This is a genomic window from Heyndrickxia ginsengihumi (assembly GCF_011008565.1).
Classification (GTDB): Bacteria; Bacillota; Bacilli; order Bacillales; family Bacillaceae_C; genus Weizmannia; species Weizmannia ginsengihumi.
Genome location: NZ_JAAIWK010000001.1, coordinates 230429 through 247723, shown reverse-complemented (window position 1 = coordinate 247723; position 17295 = coordinate 230429). Strand labels below are relative to the sequence as shown.

General features: G+C 37.7%; 13 protein-coding genes. 11 read left to right on the top strand and 2 right to left on the bottom strand.

The features are described from left to right. The first annotated feature begins 22 nt into the window (after positions 1–22). A complete protein-coding gene (locus G4D61_RS01090; RefSeq protein ID WP_163173014.1) occupies positions 23–1786 on the top strand; it encodes an SIR2 family protein in 1764 nt (587 codons plus the stop codon). Between the two features lie 151 nt (positions 1787–1937). Here the strand turns inward: G4D61_RS01090 and G4D61_RS01085 are convergent, their stop codons facing one another. Further along, a complete protein-coding gene (locus tag G4D61_RS01085; RefSeq protein WP_052137923.1) occupies positions 1938–3200 on the bottom strand; it encodes a benzoate/H(+) symporter BenE family transporter in 1263 nt (420 codons plus the stop codon). 121 nt (positions 3201–3321) lie between these two features. Here G4D61_RS01085 and G4D61_RS01080 point away from each other — a divergent pair, with 121 nt between their 5' ends. From G4D61_RS01080 to G4D61_RS01040, 9 genes are all read left to right on the top strand, one after another. Beyond that, positions 3322–4191 carry a LysR family transcriptional regulator gene (locus tag G4D61_RS01080; RefSeq protein ID WP_035355360.1) on the top strand — a complete coding sequence of 290 codons (870 nt, stop codon included), beginning with the start codon at positions 3322–3324 and terminating at the stop codon, positions 4189–4191. 594 nt (positions 4192–4785) lie between these two features. Further along, positions 4786–5232, top strand: a complete 447-nt coding sequence (locus G4D61_RS01075) for a MarR family winged helix-turn-helix transcriptional regulator (RefSeq protein WP_205603173.1) — start codon at positions 4786–4788, stop codon at positions 5230–5232. Between the two features lie 91 nt (positions 5233–5323). Continuing rightward, complete coding sequence (locus tag G4D61_RS01070) at positions 5324–7051, top strand: ABC transporter ATP-binding protein (RefSeq protein ID WP_163173012.1); 1728 nt, start codon at positions 5324–5326, stop codon at positions 7049–7051. Between the two features lie 70 nt (positions 7052–7121). Continuing rightward, positions 7122–8933 carry an ABC transporter ATP-binding protein gene (locus G4D61_RS01065; RefSeq protein WP_235425159.1) on the top strand — a complete coding sequence of 604 codons (1812 nt, stop codon included), beginning with the start codon at positions 7122–7124 and terminating at the stop codon, positions 8931–8933. 624 nt (positions 8934–9557) lie between these two features. Continuing rightward, positions 9558–10049 (top strand): PTS sugar transporter subunit IIB, encoded by a 492-nt coding sequence (locus G4D61_RS01060; protein WP_235425158.1) that lies wholly within the window; start codon positions 9558–9560, stop codon positions 10047–10049. 72 nt (positions 10050–10121) lie between these two features. Continuing rightward, positions 10122–11093, top strand: a complete 972-nt coding sequence (locus tag G4D61_RS01055; protein WP_035355349.1) for a mannose/fructose/sorbose PTS transporter subunit IIA — start codon at positions 10122–10124, stop codon at positions 11091–11093. 36 nt (positions 11094–11129) lie between these two features. Further along, positions 11130–11936, top strand: coding sequence for a PTS mannose/fructose/sorbose transporter subunit IIC (locus G4D61_RS01050; RefSeq protein ID WP_025727361.1), 807 nt, complete (start codon positions 11130–11132; stop codon positions 11934–11936). 18 nt (positions 11937–11954) lie between these two features. Next, positions 11955–12866, top strand: a complete 912-nt coding sequence (locus G4D61_RS01045) for a PTS system mannose/fructose/sorbose family transporter subunit IID (RefSeq protein WP_025727362.1) — start codon at positions 11955–11957, stop codon at positions 12864–12866. Between the two features lie 194 nt (positions 12867–13060). Next, positions 13061–13435, top strand: a complete 375-nt coding sequence (locus tag G4D61_RS01040; protein WP_025727363.1) for a DUF956 family protein — start codon at positions 13061–13063, stop codon at positions 13433–13435. A gap of 267 nt (positions 13436–13702) precedes the next feature. On the opposite strand, the gene G4D61_RS01035 is transcribed toward G4D61_RS01040, so the two are convergent. After that, positions 13703–14581, bottom strand: a complete 879-nt coding sequence (locus tag G4D61_RS01035) for an AraC family transcriptional regulator (RefSeq protein WP_163173010.1) — start codon at positions 14579–14581, stop codon at positions 13703–13705. A 311-nt stretch (positions 14582–14892) separates the two neighbouring features. Here G4D61_RS01035 and G4D61_RS01030 point away from each other — a divergent pair, with 311 nt between their 5' ends. Continuing rightward, positions 14893–17292 (top strand): hypothetical protein, encoded by a 2400-nt coding sequence (locus G4D61_RS01030; protein ID WP_035355346.1) that lies wholly within the window; start codon positions 14893–14895, stop codon positions 17290–17292. Positions 17293–17295 lie beyond the last annotated feature (3 nt).

Below are 17295 nucleotides of genomic sequence, written 5' to 3'. Positions count from 1 at the left end.
GAAATATTTGGGGGAAGTTATGATGGATGAGAGATTAATGTCATTATCTTTTTCAGTTGAGGCAAATAGAGGTGTTTATGCCTTATTACTTGGCTCAGGTATATCCTATTCGGCTGGGATTCCTACAGGGTGGGGTGTGCTTAAAGAGTTATGCAGGAGAATAATGCTATTACATGGAGCAGAAGAGCCTGATGGAATCAAATGGTATGAAAAGAAATTTGGAAAAGCACCTCTTTATGATGAGGTAATTGGTATGTTAGCAAAAACATCTTCAGAACGTAATGGACTATTAAAAGAGTTTTTTGAACCAACTGAAAAAGACTTAGAAGAAAATAGAAAGCTACCAACAGAAGCACATCGGGCAATAGCAGAATTAGTTAAACAAGGTTACATAAAAGTGGTAGTTACAACAAACTTTGACCGCTTACTCGAACAAGCATTAGATGAAGTAAACGTCCAATATCAAACACTTTACCATGACTTGGATATAGAAGGAATGAAGCCTTTAGCTCATGCAGATTGTACAGTCTTAAAAATTCATGGAGATTATAGGGATACAAGGTTTAAAAATATTTCAGATGAATTAGAAAATTATTCTGAGCCCTTAACAGTGCTTCTAAAAAGGGTATTCGATGAGTATGGCTTAATAATTTCGGGTTGGTCTGCTGAATGGGATACGGCTTTGAGAGATACAATTAAAAGTGTAAAAGGACGTAGATATTCTTGGTATTGGCATTCATTTTCCAATGAGGTTGGTGAGAAAGCACAGGAAATAATAAAATTTAGAGATGCTTCCGTTATTATTGATAGTGCAGGTGCAGACCACTTTTTCAGAGAATTAAGTGAAAATGTAATTAGTATTTCTAAGGTTAAAAAAGTAAATCTTGATAATCTCCAAGTGAAATTAAAACGGTTAAAAGGTTATATAGCGAATAAAAATGAAATCGAAATAAGAGAAATGATTACCGATGAAACAGTAAAACTAGTAGAGTATATTAATAAAATTAATACTAGAGAAGAGATTTCTAAAGAATACTTGGAACAAAAAGTAGAAGAAATTAAAGAGAAATCAAAACAGCTTTCCATCTTGCTTTCAATACTTTCTTATTATGTAAAGACAACCGAGCAAGAACAATTACTTATTGAAACACTTGAGAGATTAACCGCAATAAACAAGCATGATGGCATTGTATTATTATTGAATTTACAACAAATCCCCTTGCAAATAGCCTTGTATAGCATAGGAATTTCCTTGGTCAAGAGTGGGAATTATAATCTATTAGATAGAACATTTAAGTTACCTAGAGTTAGAGATAGAATTAAAAATAGACTAGATTTTTTAAGTTTTACTTCTCCAAGTAGAGGTCTTCACGGTTTATTAGATTACATTAAATCAGAACGTGGATTCTTTTTACCCATGGAAGAGGTTTTAATTTATCCGTACATGAAAGAGATATTTATAGAAGGACAATTAATGTTTGATGACCAGGAATATACAATTTATTACGATACTTTTGAATTTTTACGTTGTATCAAGAGCCGTTATTTAGATAGTAGGGGTTACTTTAGTGGTAGATTTGGATTTAAGGATGATAGAAACCACTTAATTCAATTTTTAATAGATGGCTATTCAAATGAAAGTTGGGATGTTCTAGAAGTGTGCGGAGGAGACAAAGAAAAGTTTATAGAAGCTTTAAAGCACTTAGTTGAAGATTTGAATAGTCAATCACGTTTCAGTGGATTTGGTTTGTTAGAAGCATATATTAATGGGGAGAATAAATTTTAGAAAAACCTCATTTAGATTTGTTACGGTGAACCGTACCATAAGTAAATGAGGTTTTTATTCTATACAAAGAAATAAATGATACCTGGACTGCAGTATGTCTAGGTATCATTTATTTTGTCATGAGATATATCCGAGGTCTAAAGAAACGGCGTTAGGAAATTTTGTCCTTGCAAAAAGTTTCACTTAAGTTAGTTTCATTGTTTTGGTCACTTGATTCGGATCTATAAAAATCTTGTTTATCCAAGAACACGGTGGCCAAGGTACCCCCAACCAGACCCCAGAATGCCGCTCCGATATGGAGAATAGAGATCCCAGAGATTGTGATTATAAAGGAAAAAAGTGCACCTGATTTGAATGGACCGGAGAAACTCATTTTCAAAGAGTCAACCAGTACACTAATCATGGCGACGCCACCTAGTAATTGAATTAATGAGGCAGGAATGACATGTGGAATTTGCGAAGCTATTGGAGAGAATAGAGCTAATAGACAAGATAATACTCCTAACACAATAGCAGCGACATACCTATGTTCAAGTTTGCCAGATTCTTTATTAATAAGTAAGCCTGTCATGGGACCTGCAACACAGGCTGGGTGGCCCCCAAAAAAAGCATTTATAATGGTACCAATTCCGCTCCAATTGGTCATGGCACTGATCGGTGGACGATAGCCATGGGTCTCTAACATAGCAATCCCCTGGGCATTTTGAATAGCAATAACCGTTAAGAGTAATGGAATGACAAGTTCCCCTACAACGGAAAAACTAAATGATGGGATGATAAAATGGGGAATGCCCATTGTTATATGGAGAGACTGTACAGAAACATTCGGCAAAAATTTAAGACAAAGAATTGCTGCAATGATCGCCCCCAATATAGGAGGAAACTTTTTCGAAAATCGTAAGAAAAAAGAAAGAACAAGAAAAACAAGTAACGGGATTCCGTTGAGTAAAGGATTTTTCACAACCGATCCGATCATTTCAGTTCCGAAAGGAAGTAAGACGCCTGACACCATCCCCATCATAACGGGCATAGGCAAAACCTTCATCAATTTTGTAACAAGGCCAGATAATCCTAAAAGAAAAATAAGGATCCCGGTTATAATATAAGCACCAACCACTTGGTTGAAAGAATAATGGGTTAAGCTTGAGCCGACAAGAATGGCTCCAGGTATTGAAAAGGCATAGCCTATGGGTTGCCCATAATATAAGGAGACGATGAGCGTTAGGAGTCCCCCCATTCCATAAATGGCGAAAATCCATGAGCTAGTTATGCTACCAGACAAATGACCTTTTGCAGCAGCTTGTAAAACAATTAATAATGGTCCTGCTGAACCAAAAAGCCAGGCCACAAATCCATTCGATATATTTCCAACCGATAAAAGCTTTGGAAATTGTATGATATTTTTTTTGAACAACAAAGTTACACTCCTTCAACTTATGAATTAAACTACATCTTAGTGTATACTGAATTTATCAATACTTAAAATATCTGTTTTATCTTTTCACTATATAATTTAGGTATGATGGAGGTTCATTTTGGATATTCGACAGTTAAAATATTTTGTCACTATAGCAGAAGAGGGTAAGATCACGACCGCTGCAAAGAAATTAAATATTGCTCAACCCCCTTTGAGCAGACAGCTCAAACAAATGGAAGAAGAGCTAGGCGTCATTTTATTTGATCGAGATAACAAAAGTCTTAATTTAACTTTGGAGGGGGAAAGATTACTTCTTCGAGCAAAAGAACTTTTAAATAAGCTTGATGAAACAATGGCTGAAGTTCAAGAATTGAGGAAAGACGCCAGTGGGATTTTATCTGTGGGATCCAATCTTTATTGTGCATCTCTAATTCTTTCCAAGGTGGTAGATATTCGTGAGAAAAATCCTGGTCTGACTTTCAAAGTATGGGAAGGTGAAACGATTCATCTCATAAAAATGTTATCTAAACGTCAGATTGAGATTGCGATAACAAATAGTCCAATAACAGAAAAAAGCATCTCTCAAATGACATTGGAAAGTGACCCATATGTGCTTGTTTTGCCTGAAAAATGGACATGGAATGGATCAGAACAATGCAGGTTAGAGGAAATAATCGATTTACCATTGATTCTTCTGCGACCAAACTATGGTTTAGGTGCGTATGGACAAATTGTCAATGAATTTCAACGGTTAGATTTAGAACCAAATATACTGTGTGAATGTCAGGATTTAATTATGTTACTTGGTCTCGTTTCATCTGGGTTTGGTGCAACGATCTTACCGCTCTCGTTATTATCTCTCCATTCATTGGGAGGTTTGAGAGTAATTCAGCTAAAGCATCAGACCTTAATATCTGAACCCAAAGTAATTTGGAGGAAGAATAGTTACTTATCAAAAGCAGCAAAAGAATTTTTAAAACTTTTTTAGACACCAAAATTATTTACTCAAAAGTAAAAGACTCAGCGTTGAAAAATGGCAAATAAAATGAAACAGGTATTAGTTTTGACTGTGGTAAAGTAGAACTTTAAATGAAAAATAAAATATATTCATGGTTTTATAACCTCATTTAGATTCGTTACGGAGAACCGTATCACAAGTAACGGCGGATTTTTGGCATTAATCGCACAACGGGGAGCGGGAGAATGACCTTCTTGGTGAGGAGCGTTGCACAGGCAGGCTCGTGCAGCTGTCGAGAGAAATCCGATGGGAAAGTGTGTGGACATAAGGCTTTTATGGGGGATTTTGCATAGTTTTAAGCAGAGATAGGAATCAAGTCCTCTGTTTAAACAAAGAAGCATATTAGCATACAAAGATGGCTGAAGCTTGCGACTAAATAACTCATGGAATCATTTTATTTAAGCATTCAGGACACCTTGTTTATAATGCCCTGGATTTTTCGCCTAAAAGATGATACGGACCGTATTATGAGGTTTTAATTTTATTGTCCTTTAACTTCTTTTATCTTTACGTTCCTAAAATAGTTTAGTAAACTAAATAAAGTAATTTTATTGGAGGGGTTCTATGATTGACGATAGCAAGATTGAACAGTTTCTCACGCATTGGCGGTTTATTAACCGGCACCTTCGAGAAGGCCGGTTAATAAATGGAGATAAGAAGATTACTCGACTGCAATGGACGTTGTTGTGTCATGTAGGCAAATCAGAGCACTGCACGATGGGGAATCTTGCCGATCATTTTAACGTAAATATGAGTACTGTCTCACAGATGATTGATCGACTTGAAAAATGGGGATATGTAGAGCGTGGTACCTCAGCCCATGATGCCCGTGTGAAAATTGTTTCTCTTACAGAAAAAGGAGAAACAATTATCAAAGAGGTAAGAGCAGCATACCTGCAACAGTTAGCCAGTGGATTAAATAAGTTTTCGGAGGATGAGCAAGATACGTTCATTGGATATCTTCAACAATTGGCTGAAAATTTAAGGGATGTGTCAGATCAAAATAAGTAAATGGATTAGGAAGAGCGTCATTCTTCAACAAAAATGAAAATAATAATGAAAAATGAGGCAATCTACTGAAGTTCTAAAGGTGGAATTATAAATGCATTTTTTAAGAAAGTATGCAAAAAAGTATTGGAAGCTTTTTTTTACGGCTGTTTTCTTTTTAATGTGTGAAGCACTCTGTGATTTAATGCAACCCACAATTATGTCCAAAATCATTGATATTGGAGTGGCCTCAAATAACCTGCAGTACGTATTGAAGTTAGGTTGGTTGATGCTGCTGATTACAGGATGCGGGGCGATTGCAGCCTCACTAAGGAGCACTCTAGCAAGCATTGTTTCACAAAACTTTGGTGCAGAGCTGCGTTCGGATCTATTTCAGAAAATCCAGATGCTCTCTTTCAAAAGTATTGATAAATTCGACAGAGCTTCTCTCATTACAAGGCTTACTAATGACGTCACGCAGGTGCAGAATTTTATCAATGGTTTAATGAGAATGTTTATAAAAGCACCGCTTTTGGCACTCGGTGCTTTGATTATGGCAGTCCGGCTGGATCCCCAGCTTTCTGTTATCTTGGCTGTGGTCGTGCCGATTGTTTTAATCTTGATACTTGTGAACATGAGGCTAGGATTTCCATTGTTTATGAGAGTCCAGCAAGCACTTGACCGCGTGAACGGCATGATGAGGGAATACTTGTCTGGTGTCCGTGTAGTAAAGGCTTTCAATAGGTTCCAATTTGAAGTAGGAAAGTTTAATTCAGCCAATGAGCACCTGCAGCAGCGATCTACTTCGTCCATCCGGATTATGTCCATCTTCAGCTCAGCGATCCTGCTTACGGTCAACTTTGGAATAATCGTCATCTTATGGTTAGGTGGCTTAAGTGTAAACAATGGAACGATGCATGTTGGCCATATTATTGCCTTTATTAACTATATGACACAAATTTCGGCCTCTCTCATGATGATCTCAATGGTGTTTAATATGTTTGTTCGGGCAAGGGCTTCAACCTCCCGTATCGGGGAAGTGTTTGTCACCCAAGATAAAGTCACGTGGAATAACAAGAATCCTGAAAAAAACGATGAAAAGGGACGGATTGATTTTGAAAATGTCACGTTCTCTTATACTGGAAGAGAACAAGATGCGGTTTTGAAAAACGTCAATTTTAGTATTTACCCTGGTGAAACAGTTGGCATTATCGGGTCAACAGGAGCAGGGAAAAGCACGCTCGTGAACCTCATTCCTCGTTTTTACGATGTCACTGGCGGTAGAATTAAAATCAACGGATTGGATGTCCAACATTTAAATCCCCATGATCTACGTGAAAAAATTGCGATTGTTCCGCAGAAAAATATTCTCTTTACTGGAAGTGTGTTTGAAAATATCAGATGGGGAAATGATCAGGCAGAAATGGACGATGTCAAACTCGCGGCTAAGCTGGCTGAGGCCGATGATTTCATTCAATCCACACCGGAGGGCTATCAAACAAGAATTGGCCAGGGCGGCGTCAACTTTTCCGGAGGGCAGAAGCAGCGCTTGTCTATTGCAAGGGCTTTGGTTAGGAACCCAGAAATCCTTATTCTTGATGATAGTACAAGTGCCGTTGATGTTGCGACTGAAATAAGGATAAAAGAAGGGTTGAAGAAATATGCTAAGGGGCTTACTTGTCTCCTTATTGCTCAGCGCATTACCTCAGTGATAGATACAGATAAAATTATTGTGATGGATCAGGGGGAAGTTGTCGGTTTGGGTACGCATAGTGACCTTCTAAAGAACTGCCAGGTCTATCAAGAAATTTACCAATCGCAAATGGGTAAGGAAGTGTTGTAATATGGCAGACCAAACTGTACAAACGAGCGGGAATAAAGAAAACCAAGTACAAGCGTCGCAATTTTTACGGATGGGACGTCCAGCTGGGGGCGGAGCGGCGCGATTCCGAGGGCCTGCCGAAAAGCCAAAAAATTTCAAAGAAACATTAAAAAGGCTTTGGGCCTATTTTGGCAGAGAAAGAAACCTATTGGCAATGATCCTTATATTTATTTTGATTGACTCCATTATTACGCTGTGCATTCCCTTTTTCATTGGCAGGGCCATCGATGTCATGTCATTAGGCAGTAAGGTTAACTTTAATCTCCTCGAAATCATGATTCTCGTTCTTGCGGGGGCTTATATTGCGGATGCCGTCTTAACCTTTTTACAGGGCTGGCTGATGGCCGGAGTCTCGCAGCGCATCGTGAAAAACCTGCGCAGTCATCTTTTTCAAAAACTGCAAAAACTCCCTATTGCTTTTTTCGACTCGAGAACCCATGGTGAACTCATGAGCCGCCTGTCAAATGATATCGATAACGTCAGCAATACCATTTCCCAATCTACGACGCAATTAATGTCAGGGGTAATTGTCCTTATTGGCACGTTCATCATGATGATCATTTTAAGCCCTGTTTTAACGATTGCAAGTCTGGCTACAGTTCCGCTCGTATTTTTGCTGACCCGGACGATTGCACGTAGAACATCGGTTTTGTTTAAAAATAATCAGGTGGAACTTGGACGGTTAAATGGGCATATAGAAGAAACGATTTCGGGCATTGAGGTTGTAAAGGCATTTAACCATGAAGAAAAGGCAATCAAAGAGTTTGAAGAAGTGAACAAATCATTGCTTCAGGTCGGCCTTAAGGCGCAAATATGGACCGGGTTTCTGATGCCGCTTATGAACGTGATTAACAACTTCGGCTTTGCAATGGTCGCGGTTGTCGGCGGGGTTCTCGCCATAAAAAGTATGATTACAGTTGGTATTATCGCGAGTTTCCTGACGTATTCAAGGCAGTTTGTGCAGCCGCTCAATAATTTAGCGAATATTTTTAACGTCCTTCAATCAGGGGTTGCCGGGGCCGAACGGGTCTTTGAAATTATTGATGAAAAAGAAGAGCCGCAAGATACGGAGAATGCTGTGGCGCTTGAAAATCCAAAAGGCCATGTTGTCTTTGAAAATGTCAGCTTTGGGTACCGAGCGGATGTACCGATATTAAAAAATATCCGATTTGAGTCAAAGCCAGGTACGAGTACAGCGCTAGTCGGTCCTACAGGTGCCGGAAAAACAACAATTGTAAATCTGCTGACCCGATTTTACGATGTAACGGAAGGAAGAATCTTAATTGACGGTGTGGATATACGCGAGTTTACTAGAGACAGCCTAAGAAGAAGCTTCGGTTTTGTTCTACAGGACACATATTTATTTTCAGGGACCATCAAGGAGAATATAAAATACGGAAATCCGGATGCAACGGATGATGAGGTCGAAGAAGCGGCGCGAATGGCACATGCGGATGTTTTTATCAATCGGATGCCAAATAGATATGATACCGTACTGTCGGAGAACGGCGGTAACCTTAGCCAGGGGCAGCGGCAGCTATTAGCCATTGCTAGGGTATTCTTGGCAAAACCGGCCTTACTTATATTGGATGAGGCCACGAGTAGCATTGATACACGGACAGAACTTCATATACAGGATGCTTTGCTTTCGATTATGAAAAACCGCACGAGCTTCATTATTGCCCACCGTCTAAATACGATTCGTGACGCCGATACGATTATGGTGATCGATGATGGGGAAATTATTGAAAAAGGCAGTCATGAGGACTTAATGAAGCTTCAAGGTAGATATTACCAAATGTTTGACAACCAATTTAAAAATGTCGAAGGGACATTAGAATAAAGTTTCAATTGGATGATTGGCAGCCTCTATTTGTGACTCACAAATAGAGGCTACCATGCCTTTAGAAGTAGTTATTTTAAGTTTATAAATTCTTAAAAGAGACTAGTAGAGTAGCTGTTTTATTGATGCCTATATATTTGTTATTTAAAAAATTGAGGCGGTAAAAAAACAATAGAGTAATATATACAAACCTGGAAAGCCTCATTTAATTAATCGCGTCGAACCGTATCATAAGTAAATGAGGTTTTTTATAGGGAATTTTGATATTCAGGGTGCTCATTATTATGAAGGCTAGATACACAATCTTTTTTAAAGTATCGGCTAAATTTTGGAAAGTATATTAGTCGTGTAAAAAGGCCTAGAAAGAACAGATTTCATCAATTACTAAAGTTATAAAGAAATCATTTTTCAATGATACACAAAATGATACATGATACTGTATTTTTTTGTGTATCTTTTTTGTGTATCGTTGAAAAACTAATAAAATCAGCGCTTTCAATACAGTTTGTTTTGGCACGATATTTGCATAAGTATAAGTGACTACAAAAAAAGTCTTACTGTGTCAAATGTATCACAAGTCTTTTAGCATCTAAGTCTTGTTTAGTAGGAGGTGGTCGGTTGGGGATGGATATACGACTTACTCGCATTGATGATCGATTGATTCATGGTCAAGTTGCTACCGCTTGGTCAAAAACAACAGGAATCGAACGAATTTTAGTAGTCAGTGATGAAGTCGCCCATGATGAGTTGCGAAAGTTTTTATTAAAACAAGCTACACCACCAAGCATCAAATCACACGTAATTACTAAGCAACAACTGCTTGAAGTCTATCGAAATCAACTGTTTGATGGAATGAAGATTATGCTATTGTTTGCTTCACCAAAAGATGTACTAGAAGTGGTTGAAGCGGGTGTTGATTTGAAAGCGGTCAACATCGGCGGCATGCGCTTTTGTGAAGGAAAAAAGATGGTCACTAATTTTATTTCTATGAACAATGAGGACGTTCAATCCTTTGTGAAGTTAGCCGATTTAGGAATCGAGTTGGAAATCCGCCAAGTGCCTACAGATCGAAAGACTGATCTAATACAACTGATCAAAAAAGAAAAGATGCTTTAAGTTTGGTTACAGGTTTTTTAGAACTTATTTATATTATTTTAAGCTGTAACAATAATGATAGGAGGTAAAGAGATGGTAGGAATTATCATTGCTAGTCACGGTGAATTTGCCAAAGGTATCTTGCAATCTGGAACGATGATCTTTGGAGAACAAGAAAATGTGAAAGCCGTTACATTGATGCCAAGTGAAGGACCTGATGATGTAAAGGCAAAAATGAAAGAAGCAATTGCCTCTTTCGATAACCAAGACGAAGTCTTATTCTTAGTTGATCTTTGGGGTGGAACCCCTTTCAATCAGGCCAATAGCTTGTTTGAAGAACACAAAGATAAATGGGCAATTGTAGCTGGTATGAACTTACCAATGCTGATTGAAGCTTTTGCATCACGTTTCTCAATGAATACAGCCCATGAAATTGCTGCTCAAATTTTGGGCCCAGCTAAAGAAGGGGTTAAAGTAAGACCTGAAGAATTAGAACCAGCAAAAACATCTGCTGCGGTTGCTGCTCAGCCATCAAATGCAGGCGTCCCTGGTAAATTTGAATATGTGTTAGCACGTATTGACTCACGATTACTTCACGGGCAAGTAGCGACTGCTTGGACAAAAACTACACAGCCTACACGTATTATTGTTGTATCTGATGCAGTAGCTAAGGATGAGCTTCGTAAGAAATTGATCCAACAAGCTGCTCCTCCAGGTGTAAAGGCACACGTTGTTCCGGTCAATAAAATGATCGAACTTGCAAAAGATGATAAACACTTCGGCGGCCAGCGCGCGTTGCTTCTTTTCGAAAATCCGCAAGATGCGCTTAGAGCGGTTGAAGGTGGCGTTCCATTGAAGACAATCAACGTTGGTTCTATGGCCCACTCACCTGGTAAAGTTCAACCAAATAAGGTGTTGGCTTTTGACCAAAATGATATTGATACTTTCGCAAAGTTAAAGAAACTTGGTTTGAACTTTGATGTACGTAAAGTTCCAAACGATTCAAAAGGCGACATGGACGAAATTATCAAGAAGGCTCAAGAGGAGTTAAACAAACAAAAATAACCTTAATTATTAAGAAGAAAGGGAGGATTAATAATCATGGACTTGAATATTATTCAAATGATATTAGTCTTTATCGTAGCATTTTTAGCTGGTATGGAAGGAATTTTGGATGAATTCCACTTCCACCAACCAATCATTGCTTGTACGTTAATCGGCTTAGTTACAGGAAATTTAGTACCATGTCTTATCTTAGGCGGTACGCTTCAAATGATCGCTTTAGGTTGGGCAAACATCGGTGCTGCCGTAGCACCGGATGCTGCTTTAGCATCAGTTGCATCCGCTATTATTTTAGTTTTAAGTGGGGCAGGTAAAGCTGGTGTATCTTCGGCAATTGCGATTGCTGTTCCGCTTGCAGTTGCAGGTTTATTATTAACAATCATCTGCCGTACAATTGCAACAGCATTCGTACACTTTATGGATGCCGCAGCTAGAGAAGGAAACATTAGAAAAGTTGAACTATGGCACATCGTTGCTATCTGTATGCAAGGTTTACGTATTGCAATCCCAGCTGCATTAATTTTAGCAATTGGTGCAGGTCCGGTTAGAGGTTTGCTTGAGTCTATGCCAGGTTGGTTAACAGATGGATTGGCAATCGGTGGGGGAATGGTTGTAGCTGTTGGTTATGCAATGGTTATAAACATGATGGCTACAAGAGAAGTATGGCCATTCTTCGCAATTGGTTTCGTATTAGCGACTGTTTCACAAATTACACTTATCGGTCTAGGTGCTATCGGTGTGGCTCTTGCACTTATCTATTTAGCGCTTTCTAAACAAGGCGGTTCAGGTAACGGTGGAGGCGGAAATACCGGTGATCCACTAGGCGATATTATTGATAATTACTAAGAAGGAGGCGGACAGAAAATGGCACAAGAATTGAAATTATCTAGAAAAGATCGTATTTCTGTTTGGTGGCGTTCAACTTTTATTCAAGGTTCTTGGAACTATGAACGTATGCAAAACGGTGGTTGGGCATTTTCAATGATTCCGGCAATCAAAAGATTGTACAAAACAAAAGAAGATCGTGCAGCTGCACTAAAGCGGCATTTAGAGTTCTTTAACACTCACCCATATGTAGCTTCACCTATTATTGGTGTTACTTTAGCACTTGAAGAAGAACGTGCTAATGGTGCACCAGTTGATGATGTAGCAATTCAAGGGGTTAAAGTCGGTATGATGGGGCCTTTAGCAGGTATTGGGGATCCAGTTTTCTGGTTCACGGTTAAACCAATCCTTGGTGCATTAGCGGCTTCACTTGCTATGACTGGTAACATACTCGGACCAATTATTTACTTCGTTTTATGGAATATCATTCGTATGGGATTCATGTGGTATACGCAAGAATTTGGTTACAAAGCTGGTTCTAAAATTACTGATGACTTATCTGGCGGATTACTTCAAGATATTACGAAAGGTGCCTCAATACTGGGGATGTTCATCCTTGGTTCATTAGTTAACCGGTGGGTATCTGTAAAATTCACGCCAACTGTATCTTCAGTTAAACTTGACAAAGGTGCTTATATTGACTGGGATAAATTACCTTCAGGAGCGCAAGGCATTAAAACTGCGTTGGAACAACAAGCTGCGGGTCTTTCATTAGAACCAACGAAAGTAACTACTTTACAAAACAACTTGGATAGCTTAATCCCTGGTTTAGCTGGATTGTTGTTAACACTTCTTTGTATGTGGTTGCTTAAAAAGAAAGTTTCTCCAATCATTATGATCCTTGGATTGTTCGTGGTTGGTATCGTCTTCCACTTAATACACTTAATGTAATGAATAAGACTCTTGCCTAGGCTTTATAGCCTAGGTTTTTTCAAAGATTAAATTATTTATCTAGCGCCTATTATTAGCTAGTATTTCAGACACTTAATCGGTTTAGGATAATGTTAAAGATCATGCTCGAACTTTTTGCTTAGCGTGATAAAACGCCGTATAATATTATTATTAAAAGAAATGGAGTAGTTTAAATGGTTCAATCAATCAATACAAAAGTCGATTTAGTTATTGATGCAACTTCACATATGGGTCTTACAGATTATGGTAAAATCATGATCGGAGACAAAGGATTTGAATTCTACAATAATCGGGATGCACGTAAGTATATCCAAATTCCTTGGGAAGAAGTTGATTACGTGATCGCTTCAGTCATGTTCAAAGGGAAATGGATTCCACGTTATGCTATTCGAACTAAACGAAATGGGACGTATACATTTTCTTCTAAAGATCCAAAAAAAGTTTTGCGAGCGATTCGTGAATATGTTGATCCGAGTCATATGGTCCAATCATTAGGGTTTTTTGATGTTATTAAACGCAGTTTCAAGAGGAAATATAAAAAGGAATAGTTTTGCATACGAGACAGGTTGGAACTTGTCTTTTTTTATTGGGATAAATTTCTAATTACTAACTGTTAATTTAACGTGAATGCTCTAGTTTGCACAAGCTTTGTATGCCAATTTATGCTGCATTTGTCTCCAGCTTCATAGTTAGAAAAAGGCCTTGGATGGTGGAAAATCTGGAGAAAGTAAAGAAAGCTGTGGCTACTTGCCATAGCTTTCTTGAGATTGCCGCGGAAATAAAGCCTCCATTTAGATGCGTAACGGAAAACTGTCTTAATGAGCCCCCTTTGTTCTCCTCATATGTTTCTTGCGATAATGAAGTGGAGAAATACCGTAAGCTTTTTTAAAGGCGCTTGAAAAATAGGATCCAAAACTGAAGCCACATTTCTCCGCGATAGATTGGACAGAATCATCTGTTTTTAACAGTAAAATTCGTGCTTGCTCTAGACGATACGTATTTAAATATTCAAGTGCCGTTACTTTATAAAATCTCTTCATATACTTAGCAATAGTATTTTCATGAATATTAAACTGTTTTACCAACATCATGTTTGTTATAGGTGTATGATAATTTTCTCTAATAAATTGGGCCACATTTTGGGAAATCATATAACCGTTGTCCTTCGCCATCCCTTGATACTCTAATAGATTAATGAGGGAGAAAAAACTAGTCTGTATATCCCAAAAGGACAATTCTTCATTTTCATTCGTTGTAGCTAGTAAAAGCTGATCGATTTTTTTATAAATCTCCTTATAATCTACTAATTTACACTTCTTTTGTAACTGCAGGGTATAGGTGTGATTGTGAAAGTGTAAAGATGGAATCGGAATGTTTGATGTTAACTTTCTTGGTTCATCTCCTTCTATATAGTAACTATTTGTATAGAAATGCAGCCAATAAAATTCTGTTTCTTCATCGGTCGGCCGTGTCGCAAAATGGTGCTTCATAGGAAGTAATACTAACATCTCGTTCTTATTTACCGTAAAATGTCTACCATCTTCTGTTAAGTAAAGTTTTCCCTTTTTTACAAAAATAACATCGAAATACTCCAAATCACTTCTATTCGGATGCATCGTACCTTTCCTGAATTTTGCAATATTTCCTTCAATAAAAATTGGGAAAGGGGGGACAGCAATTGACACAATTTCCATACGAATCACCTATCATTCATTCTAAAATTTCACTCCAAACACAAATCTTTAACTTATCAAGCGCTCAAGTTTTAGGAGAGCATTCCTCGCTATAAAGGGAGGCTCAAGTCTTCCCTTTATTCTTCATCTAAATGTTAAATCGTGTGAAATATCTTAAAAAATGATTGGATTCCTTTATTCCTATTCTTTTTATTGTCTGCTACACTTTAGTAAACCTTAAGGTTAGCGTTCTTTCCTTCTAATTATACCTAATTAGGGACATTAAATTAACCGTTTTCATTTATCAAATTGTTAAAAAGGAAGTCTTTTTTATGGAAAATAAACAATTTAGATTGCAAGTGTCGCCGTGTGGAAATTTGACAAATTTAGTTTTAAAAGAAGATATACACAAAATGAATTGGGTGATGGATTCATCCTATCTTGAAGACAGCGGATATGACGAAAAGGAGAAATTGTTTGGGAATTTCTATCTAAAAATGGATGGAAAAATTTTAACGAGTACAGATATGATCCCGACGATAACAGAAGAGGATGTACAAGCTACAGTTACTTATGTGTTTGAACAAATTGAAGTCATCATGAAGTATGATCTATCGCAATCAGAGGATCGTCTCGTATGGAATATCACAATGAAAAATCGTACAGCAAAAGAATTGAATATTACAGATTTTGCGATCTGGTCTTCTTTTTCTTATTTAATGTACCGTAACAATGATCTCAATTTACAAACAAATCATTCTGCTGCTATATTTCCTTCGATTTCAAAACACTATTCTAAGTTGGCGTGCGTTCGTAGAAGCAATGAGGCACCTCATTTAGGAATGTACCAAACGAAAGGGCACACTTTATCAGTAGGAACTTATTGTGCGTATACAAACCGATTCTTTGAAAGCGTTTCCCCTTCACTGGATGGAATGTTGTTTCATCAGTTAATTTTAGCGGGGGGATATCCAAAGGATTTTGTTAATGCCGATTGGTTATATGAAAAAAAGGGATTCACTCTTTCAGGTTTAAGTGAAAAAGAATGGGAATATGCGTTTCAGTCTTTTGAAAATCAAAATGATTTTTATGATATTGGGCAAAAAAATTACGGACATCCAATTTTTGATTTCGAACCACTTGCCATCATTGACCAACATTATAAACTCGCTTTTAAGCTATCGAAAAATCAGTATTTGACAGATGCGTATATCGATTATTTGGATGCATCCGGCAAGGGAAAAAGGGAAAATATATTTAGAAAAATGAATCATAAAGAAAATAGCTATTATGCGGACCTTATATTCACAACACCTGGAGAACATAGGATCATAATTGAAATAAATAACGAGAAATATGATAGCGTTATCCTAAATGTAATGGAACCAATTAGAAAAACAATCGAAAATCGCTCCCATTATATTAGCGATGTATTGTTCAATGGGCAAAACAGCGATGTCCCATATAGCTACTCTCCTATTTCCAAACAGGGGGAATCTTTAGGGAAATTAAGTTTAGTGCTGAAAAATAATTTATTAGGTCATACGAATGTTAAAGAAGTTCAAAAGGTTGAAGCAAGCTGTGTCAATTATATTCGTCAAAAGTGGTTTAAAAATGGTGACTTCACAAATCCAAGCTATTTATATGGTGATTTTTACCGTTGCATGGATTTCGAATACATTGCCCATGTATTTTATCTTCTTTCACAGTTTGAGGAAAACATTTTACAGTACCATCATCCGGACACTTATTTAGCCTGGGCTGCCGATGTGTTCTCTTTACGGGTTAATCCCGATTTGCATCATAAGCTTAGAGGAAAAGAAGAAGCAGAGATGTTAGGGGTATTTTTCTTATACATTGATGACTTAATGGCTGAACTTAAAAGACGAAGATTAATAGATAAATATAATGAAATTAGTTCTTTATGGTCAAAGATCGCACAGAAGGTAGCGAATGATAGCATAACTTATAAAGCTGCGGTAACTGAGCATTTCTTTGATAATGCTGGATTTGGTCCTGCGGCAGGGGCTTTAGCAAGTACGCATCATATTGAAGGAGCCAAAAAATATGGGGAATTAGTACTTGCGAATATTGGCTTTTCAAATGATTTCCGCGCCCAAAGCCCTGATCGCTGGTGGGAGGCATTATCTTATATGATTCATTCTTTATGGGGTGGAGTGACCGCTGCAGCATGTCTGAAAGTTTATGAAGAATTGCATGATACTAGATATTTAAAATCTGCATATCGAGCAACAATCGGAATTCTTTACTGCTACGATACAAATGCAAAGGCTACTGACACGAAACTAATGACTGGGGAAGCAGCTTCTACCTATAGTATAGCCGGTCCTCATATTAATCGACCTGACTTATCCCGGAACAGATTTGGCCAGTCGACTTTTTATAGAGATGGGGGCATCTTTACCCGGCTGTTCACGAAAGAAGAAGAAACGGCGGATTGGGATATGGGAGAAGAACTAGTAGCCTATTTAGATGGATTTGGTAAGAAGACATTCCTTTTTGAGGAATCTGGAATTGTTTCTGTTGTAAATGGCTCGATAGAAGAAACTAATGAAGGATTGTTAATTACTAGTTATGCACCTTATCCGACGGAATATCATTTCTATGATAGAAATTTACACTTTATTTCAAACAACGGGGAATGCATTCCACAACTATTATTAGCAGATGGAGAATTTAAATTAAATAAGGAAGTACTTACTAAGGAGTGAGAT